This window comes from Rhodococcus sp. 2G, assembly GCF_001886355.1.
Taxonomy (GTDB): Bacteria; Actinomycetota; Actinomycetes; order Mycobacteriales; family Mycobacteriaceae; genus Rhodococcus; species Rhodococcus pyridinivorans.
On record NZ_CP018063.1, the window covers coordinates 5,136,125 to 5,151,688 of the forward strand.

Below are 15,564 nucleotides of genomic sequence, written 5' to 3' on the forward strand. Positions count from 1 at the left end.
ACTCTCGTCCTTCACCCTTGCACCTACCGGGTGTATGTTGCACACTCGGTGCATTTCGATGCCGCCAGGGGTGACTGCATGGTTTCTCGAAGACGAACGCCGACGCCGGACCCGACACCGCTACGGCACCACCACGTCGTCGTCCACGGGTTGCCGGACGACGTCCTCGTCGAGCGCGACGTGCCCATCCGCACGGGCGACGGCACCGTACTGAGAGCCGACGTCTACCGTCCTGCCGACTCCGGTGAACACGACCGCTGCCCCGTGCTGGTCGCCGTCACCCCCTACGGCAAGGACGCCGGCGTCGACCGGTATCCCGTCGACTTCGACGACCTCGCCGAATCCGGCAACCACATCGGCGATCTCGAGATCAGTGACTGCACCTCCTTCGAAGCACCGGACCCCGCCTACTGGGTTCCTCGCGGCTACGTCCTCGTCGTCGCGGACATGCGCGGTCATCACGCTAGCGGCGGCCGTCCCCGCCTGCTGCTCGGCCGGGCCGCGCTCGACTGCGCGTCCGTCGTGGAATGGGCCGGTGGTCAGGAGTGGAGCAACGGCCGCGTCGGCCTCGCCGGCGCCGACTATCTCGCCACACTGCAGTGGTACACCGCCGCGCTCAACCCGCCCTGTCTCGCGGCCATCGCACCCTGGGAAGGTGTGAGCGATCCCTGCCGCGACATCCTCACCCAGGGCGGCATCCCCGAGACCCGCTACAGCGAGTTCTGGTACAGCGCGATGAACACCGGGGCCCGCTGCGGCGCCGCCTCCCTCCGGCGGTTCACCCCGTGGTTGCGGCGCCGTTTCCCCGACTTCTTCCGTCACCTCGCCCCGCCGCCCCGGCTCGAGGACGTCACCGTGCCCGCGCTCGTCGGCGTCTCGTGGTCCGATCAGGGCCCACGCGCCCGCGGGTCGGTCGAGGGTTACCGCCGCATCGCGTCGGAGCACAAGTGGCTCTACACCCACGGCCGGAAGATGTGGCAGACCTTCTACGGCAACGAGGCCCTCGACTACCAGCGACGATTCTTCGACCGCTTCCTCAAGGACGAGGACAACGGCTTCGAGGACACCCCGCGCATCCGTCTCGAGACCCGCCACGACCTGCGCACCTATTCCGAACGCCTCGAATCCGAGTGGCCGGTCCCCGACACCCGTTACGTCGCATTCCACCTCGACCACGCGAACGCCGACCTGAGCACCACCCCGTGCGAGAGCAGCCAGTTCCGCCGCACCTTCCCCGTCGCGGGCGACGAACTCGTCTTCACCCACACCTTCGACGAGGACACCGAGATCACCGGGCACGCGGCGCTGCGTTTGTGGGTGCAGGCGAAGGACGCCAACGACATGGACCTGTTCGTCGGGCTCGCCAAGCGCGACGAGCACGGCCGCGACGTGTGGTTCGAAGGCCACGGCGGCTACGAGAAGGGATTCGTCGCCCACGGGTGGATGCGGGTCTCGCGGCGGGCGCTGGACCCGGAGGCCTCCACCGCCTACCGGCCCGTCCACGACCAGACGAAGTACTGGCCGTTGATGCCCGACCAGATCGTGCCCGTCGACATCGAGATCATGCCGCACAGCACCTTCTTCGAAGCCGGATCGAGCCTCGTGCTCGTCATCGCCGGCCACGACCTCGACGAGAACCCACGCGTCGGGCACGATCGCACCATCAACAAGGGCTTCCACATCGTGCACGCCGGCGGACAGTTCGACTCGCATCTGCTGTTGCCGGTCGTGCCGCAACCGACGCCGGAACCCGACGCGGCGGCCACCGACGCGGCGGCCACGCAGGTGAAGGTCGTCGATCGTCAGGACTATCCGATCTCGTGGGGTGCCCTCACCCGACTTCAGCGCGTCCGGCTCTGACGAACGACGCGGGGCGTACTACCGTCGTCGACGTGCGCCCCGAATCCCAACGCTCCGGTATCGAGACGTTCCATGTCATGGATGTGTGGAAGGCGGCCGCCGAGCGGCAGCGCAGCCACGGCGACGTCCTGAGTCTCGCCGCCGGACAACCGTCGACCCCCGCACCCGCTCCCGTGCTCCGGGCCGCCAACCTGGCGATCGATGCGGAACTGCTGGGTTACACGGAGACCTTCGGCATCCTGCCGCTGCGCGAGGAGATCGCGGCGTACCACCGCCACAAGTACGGCATCGACGTCGACGCGGACGACGTCGTCGTCACCACCGGCTCGTCCGGCGCCTTCACCCTGGTGTTCCTCGCGGCCTTCGACGTCGGCGACACCGTGGTCGTCGCCCGCCCCGGCTACCCGGCCTACCGCAACACCCTCGCCGCGCTCGGTTGTCGTGTCGTCGAACTCGACTGCGGTCCGCAGACCCGCTACCAGCCCACCGTCGCGATGCTCGAGGAACTCGACGCTCCGCCTGCGGGAATCGTCGTCGCCAGCCCCGCCAACCCGACCGGCACGATGATCGAACCGTCCGAGCTCGCGGCGCTCGCGCGCTGGTGCGACGAGCACGGCAGCCTGCTCATCTCCGACGAGATCTACCACGGCATCGAGTTCGGCACCGTCCGGTCCGAGACCGGTGAGGGCACCGGATCACCGGCGACCTCGACGGCGTGGGCGACCTCGCGCGACTCGGTGGTGATCGGCTCGGTGTCGAAGTACTTCTCGATGACCGGTTGGCGGCTCGGCTGGATGCTCGCGCCCGAGACGATGCGTCCGGCTCTGCAGCGACTCGCGTCGAACATGACGGTGTGCCCGCCGTCGGTCTCGCAGTTCGCGGCGGTCGAGGCGTTCGGGACCGAGGCCCGCACCGAACTCGACGGGCACGTCTCCCGCTACGCGGTGAACCGGGAACTGCTGCTCGAAGGGCTTCCGGATCTCGGCATCACGAAACTCGCACCGGCAGACGGCGCCTTCTACGTCTACGCCGACATCGGCCATCTGCTCGACGGCGAGAACTCGACGGCGTGGTGCGCGCGGCTGCTCCACGACACCGGGCTCGCGCTCGCACCGGGCGTCGACTTCGACACCGTGCGCGGCGGCGAGACCGTGCGGCTGTCGTTCGCGGGTTCGACTGCCGACGTCACCGCGGCGCTCGACCGGCTCGCGGCCTGGCTGCCCGTCTCCTGATCGCCGTGCCGGACCGCCGCGGCCGGGTTACCGCCCGTCGGCGATGATCCGCGCGATGTTCCGTTCGGCCAGCGCCGCGATGGTCAGCGACGGGTTCGCGGTGCCGGTGCTGCCCGGGATCAGCGCGCCGTCGACGACGTAGAGACCGGGATGGCCGTGCACGCGGCCGTAACCGTCGGTCGCCTCGCCGAGCACCGCACCACCGAGTGGATGCGCAGTGAAGGTCGCGTTGACGTCCTCGGCCATCGGCGATGCGCCCGGGATCGTGCCACCGGCCTGCGCCATCGCGTTGTGCACGGCCCGCAGGGCGTCGACGCTCTCGCGTTCGCCACCGGTCGGCCAGTTCAAAACCGCCCGATCGGCACCCGGGTCGTACGCGAAGTCGGCACGGGTGGGGTCGAGGGTCATGCCGAGGGAGGCGAGCATCCCGACGTCCTTCGCGGTGCCCGCGACGAACCAGTTCTCGAGGCTCAGCGGCAGACCGGACTCGTCGACGATCCGCGACGCCGACGGCGCGCCCTGGTCGCCGCCGAAACCCTCGGTGAGCGCGAACGAGCGGACGAGCACCGCGTCGCCGTTGGTGCCCCAGCCCCGGCCCACGCGCTCGTCGAGGTTCGGCAGCGAACCGGTGTGCCGCGCCTTGACGAGCAGTTCGGTCGTGCCGATCGATCCGGCGCCGAGGACGAGGCGGTCGCACGTGATCGTGGTAGTGCGCAGCACCACCCCCGTCGGGTCGACGGCCTGCACGTCGAGCCGGTAGCGGCCGTCGCCGTTCTGGCCGATCGCAAGCACCCGGTGACCGTGGCACACCAGGGTGCGCCCGGTCGCCTCTGCCGCCGGGATGTAGTTCTGCGTGAGATCGAACTTCGCGCCGTTCGAGTTGCCGAGATTGCTCTCGCCCGCGACGGCCGATCGGCGGACCGAGCCGGCGAGTTCGGCGCGCACGACGTCCCAATCCCAGATGCCGTCGATGCGGTGCGGGCTGTAACCGGCGGCGCGCGCGTCGTCGTCCCATCGCCGCGAGTGCGTGAACTCGGCGGCGTTGTAGATGTCGTCGGGCATCGGGTCGAGGCGCAGCATCGAGCGCACCTTCGGGTACCAGGTGGAGGTCATCTCGTCGTAGGACAGACGGCCGCCGAAGACGTGCTCGAAGAGGTGCCGTTCGGGAGCGATCATCACTCCGGTGAACACGATCGATCCGCCACCCACCGCCGCGCCGCGCCACACCGACATGTTCGGGTAGTCGACCACATCGAGGACACCGGCGAAGTCGTCGCACACCACCGGGATGCCCGTCGGTCCGGTGAAATGGGTGCGGTGGTGGTAGCCGCGACCATCGGCGAGCAGGTCGGTCGTGAAGATCTCGCGGTGCGGGTCGCGGGGCCAGCGCATGCCGCGCTCGAGCATCGTGACCCGGTTCCCGGCCTCGGCCAGGCGCAGCGCGGCGACGCTCGCACCGAAACCGGAGCCCACCACGACGACCTCGGAATGCTCCGGCGGGGCGGGCGGCGGAACGAACAGTTCGGGCACGAGACGGCGGTACTCGTCGACCCCGACGGGCAGCGCGTCCGCACGCGGGAGGCCGATACCGGACATGCCCGGCGCCGCGGCGCCGGCACCCGCCAGGGCGGCCCCGAGAAGCGATGCCTGCAGAAAGCGTCGACGTCTCATCCGGTACGGCTCCGATCGTTCGATGATCTACTCGCGGGGCTGCGCTCGCCGAGGACTCGACACGCGCGGGCGGGCGCAATGGTACCGGTTGGTCTCCACTTCCGTTTTCCCCTGGTGAGACGGTCGGGACTGTCACCATGAGAAGGTGTCGATTGCTGCGACTCCGAAGGGCGAACGGCGCCGTCAGGCGCTGGTCGAGGCAGCGGCCGACCTCATCCTCGAAGGGGGGATCGACGCCGTCCGCCACCGGGCCGTCGCCACCCGCGCGGGCCTGCCGCTCGCATCGACCACCTATTACTTCGAATCGCTCGACGACCTCGTCGCATGCGCGGTCGACTACAACAGCGAGCGGGAACTCGACGCGATGCGGGAGCGCGTCCGCGACATCGAGCCGCTCCCGCGCAGTCTCGAGGGCACGGCCGATCTCATCGTCGAACTGCTCATCGGACCGCGGGACTGCGACGGCGGCATCGACCGCGAACGCCTGATCTCCCGGTACGAGCGGTGCGTCGCGACAGCCCGCTATCCGGAACTGCGTGACGTGCAGGTCCGCATGCGCGAGCAGATCGACCACCTGCTCACCGACCTGCTCGAACGCTGCTGCCGATCGGTGCGGCCCCGCGAGGTGCGTCGGCTCGTGGCGGTCGTGGACGGCGCGGTCCTCGGCGGACTGGGCGAGCTCGATCCCGACCCGCGCTCGCTCGCGCGCGGCATCCTGCTCGACGTCGTCGAGACCGTCGCGCCCCCGGTCGAGGATTGAGGTCGGGGAATACGGGAGCAGACCCGGACCGTAAACTCACTTGTGTGAGCCACATCCCCAACGTCCTCGCCACCCGCTACGCCAGCCCCGAACTCCGGGACCTGTGGTCGCCCGAGTACAAGATCGTGCTCGAGCGGCAGCTGTGGCTCGCGGTGCTGCGGGCGCAGGCCGAACTCGGGATCGACGTTCCCGCCGAGGCGATCGCCGACTACGAACGCGTGATCGAGCAGGTCGACCTCGAGTCCATCGCCCAGCGCGAGCGCGTCACCCGCCACGACGTCAAGGCCCGCATCGAGGAGTTCAACGCCCTCGCCGGTCACGAGCACGTCCACAAGGGCATGACCAGCCGCGACCTCACCGAGAACGTCGAGCAACTGCAGATCCTGCGGTCGCTCGAGCACGTCCACTCCCACGGTGTCGCCGTGGCCGCACGCCTCGCCGAGCGCGCCACCGAGTACGCCTCGCTCGTCATGGCCGGTCGCTCGCACAACGTCGCGGCGCAGGCCACCACCCTCGGCAAGCGTTTCGCGTCGGCCGCCGACGAACTGCTCATCGCGCTGCAGCGCGTCCGGGAACTGATGGCCCGCTACCCCCTGCGCGGGATCAAGGGCCCGATGGGCACCGCACAGGACATGCTCGACCTGCTCGGCGGTGATTCCGCCAAGCTCGCGCAGCTCGAGCAGAAGGTCGCGCAGCATCTCGGCTTCGCGAACGTCTTCACGAGCGTCGGCCAGGTCTATCCGCGTTCGCTCGACCACGACGTGCTCTCCGCGCTCGTGCAGGTCGGCGCCGGTCCCGCGTCGTTCGCCCACACCATCAGGCTCATGGCCGGCCACGAACTCGTCACCGAGGGCTTCCAGCCCGGCCAGGTGGGGTCGTCCGCGATGCCGCACAAGATGAACACCCGCTCGTGCGAGCGCGTCGACGGCCTGCAGGTCGTCCTGCGCGGCTATGCCTCCATGGCCGCCGAGCTCGCCGGCGCGCAGTGGAACGAGGGCGACGTCTTCTGCTCCGTCGTCCGCCGTGTGGCCCTTCCCGACGCCTTCTTCGCGATCGACGGCCAGATGGAGACCTTCCTGACGGTCCTCGCCGAGTTCGGTGCCTACCCGGCGGTGATCGAGAAGGAACTCGTGCGGTACCTGCCGTTCCTCGCGACGACCAAGGTCCTCATGGCCGCGGTCCGGGCCGGGGTGGGTCGCGAGACCGCACACGAGGTCATCAAGGAGCATGCGGTCTCCGTCGCACTCGCGATGCGCGAGGAGGGTCGCGAACCCGATCTGCTCGACCGTCTCGCCGCCGACGACCGGCTGCCGCTCGACCGCGCCGCGCTCGACGCGGCACTGGCCGACCGGGAGGTCTTCGCCGGAGCTGCGGTCGCGCAGGTCGAAGCGGTCGTCGCGGCGGTGCAGGACCTCGTAACGCAGTATCCGGAAGCAGCGAAGTACACGCCGGCGCCGATTCTGTAGGAAGCCGATTCGACAGGAATCACGGGAACCGACTGCCGGGGGGAGTGTCCGATGGGGGTGGCGCTATCAGCAGGAGAGAACGAAGTGTCGGTGAAACCGGGAAATACGGGTCGGTTGCGTGACGCAGCGCGAACACGCACCGCGCTGCTCGATGCAGCGCGCGAGGTGTTCCTGCGCGACGGATACGCGGCGGCGGCCACGGAGGAGATCGTCTCGGTGGCGGGGGTGACGCGCGGTGCGCTCTACCACCACTTCGCCGACAAGCGGGATCTGTTCCGCGGTGTCATCGAACGACTCCAGTCGGAAGCGGAGAGCTCCCTGGTCCCGGCCGAACCGGTCGAGGACGCCTGGGGGGGCTTCACCCAGGCCGTGCTCGCCTCGCTCGACGCGGTCTACGACCCCGCGACCCGCCGGCTGCTGCTCATCGAAGCCCCCGCGGTCCTCGGCTGGGCCGAGGTCCGCGAGACCCACCGGCACTCCTCGCTGAAGGCCATCGAGCGCATGCTCGTCACCCTCGATCCCGAGACCTACGAGGCGTCGCCCACGCGGACATCGGTGCTCGCGCACCTGCTCGTCGCGGCCGTCGAGGAAGCGATGCTGTGTCTCGCGCACAGCGACGACCCGGTGCGCGACCGTCCTACGGTGCAGGGCGAACTGCTACGCCTGCTCGAAACCGCCCGCGGACCCGCACGTGCGGAGGAGTCCACGCCACAGTGACGGACTGCATCTTCTGCGCCATCGTGGCCGGGCAGTCGCCGGCCAGCGTCGTGCTCGACGAACCCGACGTGCTCGCGTTCATGGACATCCGCCCGTTCACTCCCGGGCATCTGCTCGTGATTCCGAAGCGGCACGCCTCCGGACTGGCACAACTCGATCCCGACGACGGAGCGAAGGTGTTCGCCGCCGGGCAACGGATCGCCACGGCGATGCGCGCGTCCGACCTCCCGATCGAGGGCGTGAACATGTTCCTCGCCGACGGCGCCGCCGCCGGCCAGGAGGTCTTCCACGTGCACCTGCACCTCATGCCGCGCAGCGCCGGGGACGGCTTCGGGATCCGAGCCGATTGGCGGACACCGAACCGGACCGTGCTCGACGGCACGGCCGCCACCATCCGCACCGCCGTGCAGACACCCCGGTCGTGATGCAGTGACAGGTGCATACGTTCAGCCGATCGCGCCGGTCGGCGGGTCGCTCGCGTGGTCGGCACTGGTGGCGGTACTCCCGCTGCTGACCATGCTCGTCCTGCTCGCCGTCTTCCGACTGCGGTCGCATTCGGCCGCGGGAATCGCGGTGGTCGTGGCCCTGATCGTGGGCACCGCCGTCTACAGCATGCCGGTCGGGTCCGCGCTCAGTGCCGGTGTCGAAGGTGCGGTCTTCGGTCTCTTCCCGATCATGTGGACGGTGGTCAACGCCGTCTGGGTGTACCGGCTCACCGTCGAATCCGGGCACTTCGACGTCCTCACCCGCGCCTTCGGGCGAATATCCCCGGATCCGCGGATCCTCACCATCGTCATCGCCTTCCTGTTCGGCGCGCTGCTCGAGGCGGTCGCCGGTTTCGGCACCCCCATCGTCGTCGCGACCGTCGTGCTCATCGGTGCCGGTCTGCCCCCGGTGCGTGCGGCCGCGGCGTCGCTGCTCGCCAACTCGGTCGTCACCCCGCTCGGCGTCATGGGCACACCGATCCTGACGATGTCGCGCGTCTCGGAGATCCCGATCGACGAGATCGGACCGGTCGTCGCGCGTCAGGTCTGCCTGCTCGCGGTGTTCGTCCCGCTCGTGCTGGTCGCGGTGGTCGGCGGATGGCGCGGAGTTCGCGAGACGTGGCCGGTCGCGCTCGTCGTCGGACTTGCCTTCGGCGCCGCCCAGTTCGTGTGCGCGAGCTATCTCACCGTGGGGCTGAGCAACATCGCCGGTGCCGTGGCCGGTCTGCTCGTGCTGCTGGTCGCGGTGAAGGTGCACCCCATGCATCGGGAGGCCCGCCGGGCCGCATCCGACCGGATCCACGACTCGCGTCGACGCGTCGTCGAGGCGTTCGCCCCCTACGCCCTGATCGTGGTCGTCTTCCTCGTCAGCCGGTTCGGTCCGGTGGCGTCGCTGTTGTCGAACGCGAGCGTGTCGTTCCCCTGGCCGGGTGTGGACGTGACTACGGCCGACGGGGACGTTCCCACCGCGGAGACCTTCACCATCGATCTGCTCACTGCCCCGGGCAGCCTCGTCTTCGTCGCCGCGCTGCTGTCGATACCGGTGCTGAAGGTCGCGGTGGCCGACGCGGTGCGATGCTTCGTCGCGGCGGTCGTGCAGTTGCGGTGGTCGTTCGCGACGGTGACGGCGGTCCTCGCCCTCGCGTACGTGATGAACCTGTCCGGGCAGACCGCCACGATCGGCGGTTTCCTCGCCGGTGCGGGCGTGGCGTTCGCGCTGTTGTCGCCGGTGCTCGGCTGGCTCGGCGTCGTGGTCACCGGCTCGAACACCGCCTCCAACGCGATGTTCGGCAGCCTGCAGGTCGCCGCGGCCCAGCAGTCGGGACTCGACCCGACCGTGCTGGTCGCCGGGAACATGGCCGGCGGCACCACCGGCACCCCGATCGCACTGCAGAACCTCGCGCTGGTGTCGTCGGTGAAGGGACTGTCCGGCAAGGACGGGCTGCTCATGCGCCGGATCTGGCCGCTGAGCATCGCCGGTCTCGCGGTGCTCGCCGTCCTCGTGTGGCTGCAGTCCACCTCGGTGCTGGGCTGGATGGTGCCTTGACGCTGCAGTTGTGCAGTGACGAACGTCGGCGTGCCGCGAACGCCTGTTTCGTGCGGGGTGCACTAGCGTTGTCGGAGTGGTTCGTGCACAACCGATATTGACCCCGCTCACCGAAGCGGCGATCTTCCTCGTCGTCACCGTCGACGAGGGCGCAGAGGACACCGTGCGGGATCTGCTCGAAGATCTCTCGGGCCTGCGCCGCTCGGTCGGTTTCCGCATCCCGGAGGGCGGCCTGTCGGTCGTCACCGGCATCGGCTCGGATATGTGGGACCGGCTGTTCGACGGCCCCCGGCCCGCCGGACTGCATCCGTTCGTCCCGCTCGACGGCGGTCGGCACCAGGCCCCCTCGACCCCCGGCGACCTGTTGTTCCACCTCCGCGCGTCGACGATGGACCTGTGCTTCGAACTCGCCGCGAAGATCAACGATAGGCTGCGCGGTGCGGCTCGGGTCGTCGACGAGACGCACGGCTTCCGCTATTTCGAACGCCGCGACCTGCTCGGCTTCGTCGACGGCACGGAGAACCCCGAGGACGACGAGGCCGTCGAGGCGGCCCTGGTCTCCGACGAGGATCCGGACTTCGCCGGCGGTAGCTACGTCGTCGTCCAGAAATACCTGCACGACCTCGCGTCGTGGAACTCGTTGACCGTCGAGGAGCAGGAGCGGGCGATCGGCCGGACCAAGCTCGACGACATCGAGCTCGACGACGAGACCAAACCCGCGAATTCGCATGTCGCACTGAACGTGATCGTCGACGAGAACGGGGTCGAGCAGCAGATCGTGCGCGCGAACATGCCGTTCGGCAGCTTCGGTGCCGACGAGTTCGGCACCTACTTCATCGGTTACTCGGCCACCCCGGAGGTGACCGAGCAGATGCTGCGCAACATGTTCCTGGGCAGCCCGCCCGGCAACACCGACCGCATCCTGGACTTCTCCACCGCGGTGACGGGATCGCTGTTCTTCTGCCCCTCGCTGGAGTTCCTCGAAGATCTTCCGCCGTCACCGGCGGAAATTCCCTCCCACGAAGATCCGAGTGCCTCGACCGCCGGCCGGCCTGCCGACGGATCACTCGGAATTGGCGCTCTGCGAAGGAGTTCGACCCTGTGAACAATCTGTATCGCGACCTCGCCCCGATTTCCGAGGCAGCATGGACCGAGATCGAGGAGGAGGCCGCACGCACCTTCAAGCGACACGTCGCCGGGCGCACCGTCGTCGACTTCTCCGGACCGCACGGCACCGACTTCGCGGCGGTGGGTCTCGGCCGCACCCGCGAGATCGAACCCCCGGCCGCCGGAGTGCGGGCGCGTCAGCACCGCGTCGCGCCGGTCGTCGAACTGCGGGTGCCGTTCACGCTGTCGCGCGAGGAGATCGACAGCGTCGAGCGCGGTTCCCGCGACATCGACCTCGACCCCGTCAAGGAAGCGGCCCGCCAGATCGCCTTCGCCGAGGACCGCGCGATCTTCGAAGGCTACGCGGCCGCGGGTATCGAGGGCATCCGGGCGTCGTCGTCGAACCCGTCCCTGCAGCTGCCCGAGGATCCCCGCGACTTCCCGGAGATCATCAGCCAGGCGCTGTCGCAGCTGCGACTGGCGGGTGTGGGTGGCCCGTACTCGATCCTGCTCGGCGCCGACGAGTACACCAAGGTCAGCGAGACGTCCGATCACGGCTACCCGATCCGCGAACAACTGCGCCGCCTCATCGACGGCGACCTCATCTGGGCCCCGGCGATCGACGGCGCGTTCGTGCTGACCACGCGCGGCGGCGACTACGACCTGCAGGTCGGCCAGGATCTGTCGATCGGCTACCTCTCGCACGACGCAGAGACGGTGAACCTGTACTTCCAGGAGTCGTTCACCTTCCTCGTCTACACCGGCGAGGCATCGGTTCCGCTGGTGCCGACGACGCTCGAACTCCCGCACTGAGCCGGTCCCGGGGCGTCCGCGCGTGCGGCGCCCCGGGTCACCGACCGTCCGGCCGGATCACGACGGCGCCGGCGCGGGTTTACCTACGATCGTCCTGCTGTGCTGGGCGGCCTTCGGCCTCGTCCTGGCGTTCGTGGCCTCCCGTCGAAAGCCGGTGTCGGAACCGCCGCGAACGGAATGACCTGAGACTTCTCATAGTAATTCGCTAGAATTATGTACATGACGACTCTTCCTGTTGCCGACGCGCGGGCGCAATTGTCACGACTGGTCGATGAGGCCGAGCGCACACACGAGCGATTCGAGATCACCCGCAACGGGCACCGCGCCGCGGTGCTTCTCGGTGCCGACGATTACGACGCGATGCAGGAGACGATCGCGGTGTTGTCGGATACGGATCTGCTGCGGGCGCACGTCGAGGGCCGAACGGAGGTCGAGTCGGGAGACGTCGTCGATGTACAGGAATTGACGCAGCTGATGCGTGATGCTCGGTCGTCCGAGGAATGAGCACTCCGGACCACCCGTATCGGCTGGTGATGGCGAGGTCGGCTGCACGCGCCATGGCGAGGTCGTTGCCGGAGAGGGTAGCAACTGCGGTATACGAGTTCGTCACAGGACCCCTTCTCGAGAATCCGAAGCGGGTGGGGAAGCCGTTGAATCCGCCTCTTGCGCCGGCGTACAGCGCCCGGCGAGGTGAATATCGCGTCCTGTATCTGATCGATGATGCGAACCGCACGGTCGAGGTCACCGCGATTTCGCACCGTGCCGATGCGTATCGATAGAAGACGGTCGGACAGTGCTGCCGCGAGCCGTCGGGGTTGCGGCAGCTACCGAGCTGTCAGAGTGCTCCGGCCTTCAACGCCGCCGCGTTGACGCGCACGAGCGCGGCGTGCAGGTCCTGGAGTTCGTCGAGCCCGACACCGAGGGCATCGACGACCTGTCCCGGCACCGACTCGGCCTCGGCACGCAGCGCCCGGCCGGCGTCGGTGAGCTCGAGGACGAGTTGCCGTTCGTCGGCCGCGCTGCGCGCGCGGGTGATCAGGCCCAGCGCCTCGAGTCGCTTGAGCAGGGGAGACAGCGTGGGGGAGTCGAGCTGGAGTAACTGCCCCACTTCCTTGCTCGTCAGCGGCGAGCGTTCCCACAGGGCGAGCATCACCAGGTACTGCGGGTGGGTCAGTCCCAGCCTGTCGAGGATCGGTCGATAGACCGCGAGCACGGCGCGGTTCGCCACGGCGAGAGCGAAACACACCTGCCGCTCCAGCGCGAGAGGATCATCACCGGAAGCAGGGAGGTGGGTGGCCGGGGACTCGACGCTCATGAACCGACGATACCGAACCGGTATATCCCGGCCCGGGTTCTCCCGGGTGCGACGATCCTCACGGGTCGTAGTCGGGATAGGTCGTGTGCAGCCTCAGGTAGCCGGTGACGTTCTCGCCCAACCACCCTTCGCTCTCCTCCGGTGTCACGCCGTCGCAGACCGCGTCGCCCTCGATGCAGATCCGTTCGACGGCGATCGTGCCGAAGTCGTCGCGACCGCCACCGAGCGTGATGCCCGGGACGACCTCGCCCGGGAACAGCGTTTCGACTCCCCGGGTGTCACGCGGGTCGGAGTACAGCACACCGCTGATCCGCTCCGGCGGCACCGAACCGTCGGCCGCGATCTCGGCGAGGACGTCGCCGGCGATCGACGCGCCCTGCGAGTAACCGAGGACGACGAGCTCACTGTCGGGGCACGAACCGTGCCGGACGGTGATCGTCTCGCGCAGGCGCTGATGCCCGATCCTCTTGGACTCGTCGTACGCGAGTCGCCCCGATCCCTCGCTCGACCCGGACTCCGGCACCGGAACCACGACGGCGGGATAGCGGATGTGCTCGACCACCGTGCCGGGTGCCGCGTACCGCGCCGAGATCTTCGCGAGGGGTGAATCGGGATCGATCGAATCCGGGGTGTCGATGTTGCGGGTTCCGTCGACCGCGATGACGAACCGCTCCGGGCACGGACGGAAGGTCTCCGCGCCGGCGGTGGGCGCGGTGCCGTCAGTGGCGGCGGCGGCGACGACGGGTCCGGTCAGGCCGAGGGCGAGTCCTGCGATGATCGCCAGGACACGACGACAAGCGAAGTCGGGCATGGCAGTCTCCTGTGATCGACCCCGACACCGATGACTACCGCACGAGAATATCGTCCGATTTGACGTATTTCTCGCCGGCGAAACGCTACTCCGAGTGTAGTTGGTTACAAAGTCACAGACCGAACGTTCGGAATTTTCGAGCGGTTCGATCAAGCAAGTCCGGTACTCCGCAGGGTGATGTTGAGGCGCCCCGCGGTGAGTCCGCAGCGGGAACTGCCGGTGTCCGGATACACGACCGGCACCCCGTGATAGGCGAACCGCGACGGACCGCCGAAGACGAACAGATCGCCGGACTCGAGACGCACGTCGGTGTACGGCCGGCCGCGCGACTCGGTGTTGCCGAACCGGAACAAGCAGGCATCCCCGAGACTGAGCGACACGATCGGCGCGCTCACCCGCTCGTCCTTGTCCTGATGCATCCCCATCCGCGCGTCGCGGTCGTAGAAATTGATCAGAGCGGTATCGGGCTCGTACCCGCCCCCGGCCGCCGGATCGTCGTAGGCATCGGCGACGGCACGCCGCCCGAGTTCGACGAGCCGGTCGGGAAGCGGCGGAACGGGAGCGTCGTCGACATCGACCGCGGTGCGGGTGTAGCGGTACGGCGACCAGTGCCATCCGAGGCACACCGTGCTCACCGACATCCGTCCGCCACCCGGAAGCAGGGTGTGCCGCATCGGCGCCGGCGGGCGCGCCCAATCACGACACAGCTCGACGAGCTCGCGCTGTTCGCCCGGGTCGAGCCAGTCGGGCACATGCACGGCGCCCGGCGCGATCTCGCGTCGCGGACGGGAGACGGAGAACAATTCGTCCATCCCGGGTGCTCGACCTCCGTGCGTGTGAGCGGTACCTACAGCCGGTGATACGTGTAGACAGGTTCAGTACCAACTGTGCCGCACGGGACGGCACTGCGATTCGACGGGGAGGTATCAGCGATGAAGGTCGAAGGCAGAGTGGCCGTCGTGACAGGCGGGGGCGGCGGAATCGGCGGCGCCATCGCTGCCGGCCTCGTCGAGCGAGGTGCACGAGTGGTGGTCGCCGACCTCGACGAACACGCGGCGCAACGCGTCGTCGCGACGCTCGAGGAGGAGACGCCGGGGAGCGCCGTCGCGGTGGCGGCGGACGTCTCCGACGACGAACACATCCGCGGCCTCGTCGAGCGCGCCGAAGCGGAGTTCGGTCCCGTGGACCTGTACTTCGCCAACGCGGGTGTCACCGGTGTGCCCGGCCTGGAGATCGAGGACTCGGTCTGGGAGCAGTCCTTCGACGTCAACCTGCGCGCACACATCCGTGCGGCGCGACTGCTGGTACCCCGATGGGTCGAACGTGGCGAGGGCTATTTCGTCAGCACGGCGTCGGCGGCCGGCCTGCTCACACAGATCGGCTCGGCCACCTACTCGGTCACCAAGCACGCGGCCGTCGGTTTCGCCGAGTGGCTGTCGGTGACCTACGGCGACAAGGGTGTGAGGGTGAGCTGCCTGTGCCCGATGGGCGTCAACACACCTCTGCTGTACTCGGGGGACGCATCCGGGCACGCACTCGGTGAACTCGCCACCCGGGCCGTCACGACCGCCGGTGCGGTGCTCGAACCCGTCGACGTCGCGGAGACGGTGTTCGCGGCAATGGAGGAGGAGCACTTCCTGATCCTTCCGCACCCGGAGGTCCTCGAGATGTACCGGAACAAGGGCGCCGACTACGACCGGTGGCTGCGCGGCATGCGTCGCTACCGTCAGGCCCTCGAGGAGTCGACTCCCACCGATTCGTGAAATCGATTGCCCTGCCCA

The 15,564-nt window shown here is 68.8% G+C and carries 16 protein-coding genes; 12 read left to right on the forward strand and 4 right to left on the reverse strand.

All coding sequences use genetic code 11. The features are described 5' to 3' along the window. The first annotated feature begins 78 nt into the window (after positions 1-78). Together BO226_RS24460 and BO226_RS24465 are read left to right on the forward strand one after the other, a co-directional pair. Complete coding sequence (locus tag BO226_RS24460; protein WP_232238021.1) at positions 79-1,860, forward strand: CocE/NonD family hydrolase; 1,782 nt, start codon at positions 79-81, stop codon at positions 1,858-1,860. Positions 1,861-1,892: 32 nt separating this feature from the next. Continuing rightward, entirely contained in the window at positions 1,893-3,092 is a 1,200-nt protein-coding gene (locus tag BO226_RS24465) for a pyridoxal phosphate-dependent aminotransferase (protein WP_019290068.1), read from the forward strand. A gap of 27 nt (positions 3,093-3,119) precedes the next feature. Here the strand turns inward: BO226_RS24465 and BO226_RS24470 are convergent, their stop codons facing one another. After that, positions 3,120-4,763, reverse strand: coding sequence for a GMC oxidoreductase (locus BO226_RS24470; RefSeq protein ID WP_006551865.1), 1,644 nt, complete (start codon positions 4,761-4,763; stop codon positions 3,120-3,122). Positions 4,764-4,908: 145 nt separating this feature from the next. On the opposite strand from BO226_RS24470, the gene BO226_RS24475 reads away from it, so the two are divergent. From BO226_RS24475 to BO226_RS24515, 9 genes are all read left to right on the forward strand, one after another. Then, complete coding sequence (locus BO226_RS24475; protein ID WP_006551864.1) at positions 4,909-5,523, forward strand: TetR/AcrR family transcriptional regulator; 615 nt, start codon at positions 4,909-4,911, stop codon at positions 5,521-5,523. Between the two features lie 44 nt (positions 5,524-5,567). After that, positions 5,568-6,989: an adenylosuccinate lyase gene (gene purB, locus BO226_RS24480; RefSeq protein WP_006551863.1), complete on the forward strand. Its 1,422-nt coding sequence runs from the start codon at positions 5,568-5,570 to the stop codon at positions 6,987-6,989. A gap of 114 nt (positions 6,990-7,103) precedes the next feature. Further along, a complete protein-coding gene (locus tag BO226_RS24485; protein ID WP_019290064.1) occupies positions 7,104-7,706 on the forward strand; it encodes a TetR/AcrR family transcriptional regulator in 603 nt (200 codons plus the stop codon). Next, a complete protein-coding gene (locus BO226_RS24490) occupies positions 7,703-8,131 on the forward strand; it encodes an HIT family protein (protein WP_071936279.1) in 429 nt (142 codons plus the stop codon). The genes BO226_RS24485 and BO226_RS24490 overlap by 4 nt, the downstream gene beginning before the upstream one ends. A gap of 4 nt (positions 8,132-8,135) precedes the next feature. Continuing rightward, positions 8,136-9,737, forward strand: coding sequence for an L-lactate permease (locus BO226_RS24495; RefSeq protein ID WP_071936280.1), 1,602 nt, complete (start codon positions 8,136-8,138; stop codon positions 9,735-9,737). Positions 9,738-9,813: 76 nt separating this feature from the next. Further along, positions 9,814-10,842, forward strand: coding sequence for a Dyp-type peroxidase (locus BO226_RS24500; protein ID WP_071936281.1), 1,029 nt, complete (start codon positions 9,814-9,816; stop codon positions 10,840-10,842). Further along, complete coding sequence (locus BO226_RS24505) at positions 10,839-11,657, forward strand: family 1 encapsulin nanocompartment shell protein (protein WP_006551857.1); 819 nt, start codon at positions 10,839-10,841, stop codon at positions 11,655-11,657. The genes BO226_RS24500 and BO226_RS24505 overlap by 4 nt, the downstream gene beginning before the upstream one ends. A 213-nt stretch (positions 11,658-11,870) precedes the next feature. Continuing rightward, the gene (locus BO226_RS24510) at positions 11,871-12,161 is read left to right on the forward strand and encodes a type II toxin-antitoxin system Phd/YefM family antitoxin (protein ID WP_006551856.1); all 291 of its coding nucleotides are present in this window, start codon (positions 11,871-11,873) and stop codon (positions 12,159-12,161) included. 53 nt (positions 12,162-12,214) lie between these two features. Then, on the forward strand, positions 12,215-12,436 hold the full coding sequence (locus tag BO226_RS24515; protein ID WP_442977410.1) for a type II toxin-antitoxin system RelE family toxin: 222 nt from the start codon (positions 12,215-12,217) through the stop codon (positions 12,434-12,436). A gap of 56 nt (positions 12,437-12,492) precedes the next feature. Here BO226_RS24515 and BO226_RS24520 read toward each other — a convergent pair whose 3' ends face one another. From BO226_RS24520 to BO226_RS24530, 3 genes are all read right to left on the reverse strand, one after another. After that, positions 12,493-12,972, reverse strand: a complete 480-nt coding sequence (locus tag BO226_RS24520) for a MarR family winged helix-turn-helix transcriptional regulator (RefSeq protein WP_006551854.1) — start codon at positions 12,970-12,972, stop codon at positions 12,493-12,495. Between the two features lie 58 nt (positions 12,973-13,030). Continuing rightward, positions 13,031-13,783, reverse strand: coding sequence for a cutinase family protein (locus BO226_RS24525; RefSeq protein ID WP_064060432.1), 753 nt, complete (start codon positions 13,781-13,783; stop codon positions 13,031-13,033). Positions 13,784-13,932: 149 nt separating this feature from the next. Beyond that, positions 13,933-14,595, reverse strand: coding sequence for an alpha-ketoglutarate-dependent dioxygenase AlkB family protein (locus BO226_RS24530; protein ID WP_024102984.1), 663 nt, complete (start codon positions 14,593-14,595; stop codon positions 13,933-13,935). A gap of 120 nt (positions 14,596-14,715) precedes the next feature. Here BO226_RS24530 and BO226_RS24535 point away from each other — a divergent pair, with 120 nt between their 5' ends. Beyond that, the gene (locus tag BO226_RS24535) at positions 14,716-15,546 is read left to right on the forward strand and encodes an SDR family oxidoreductase (RefSeq protein ID WP_006551851.1); all 831 of its coding nucleotides are present in this window, start codon (positions 14,716-14,718) and stop codon (positions 15,544-15,546) included. Positions 15,547-15,564: the final 18 nt, after the last annotated feature.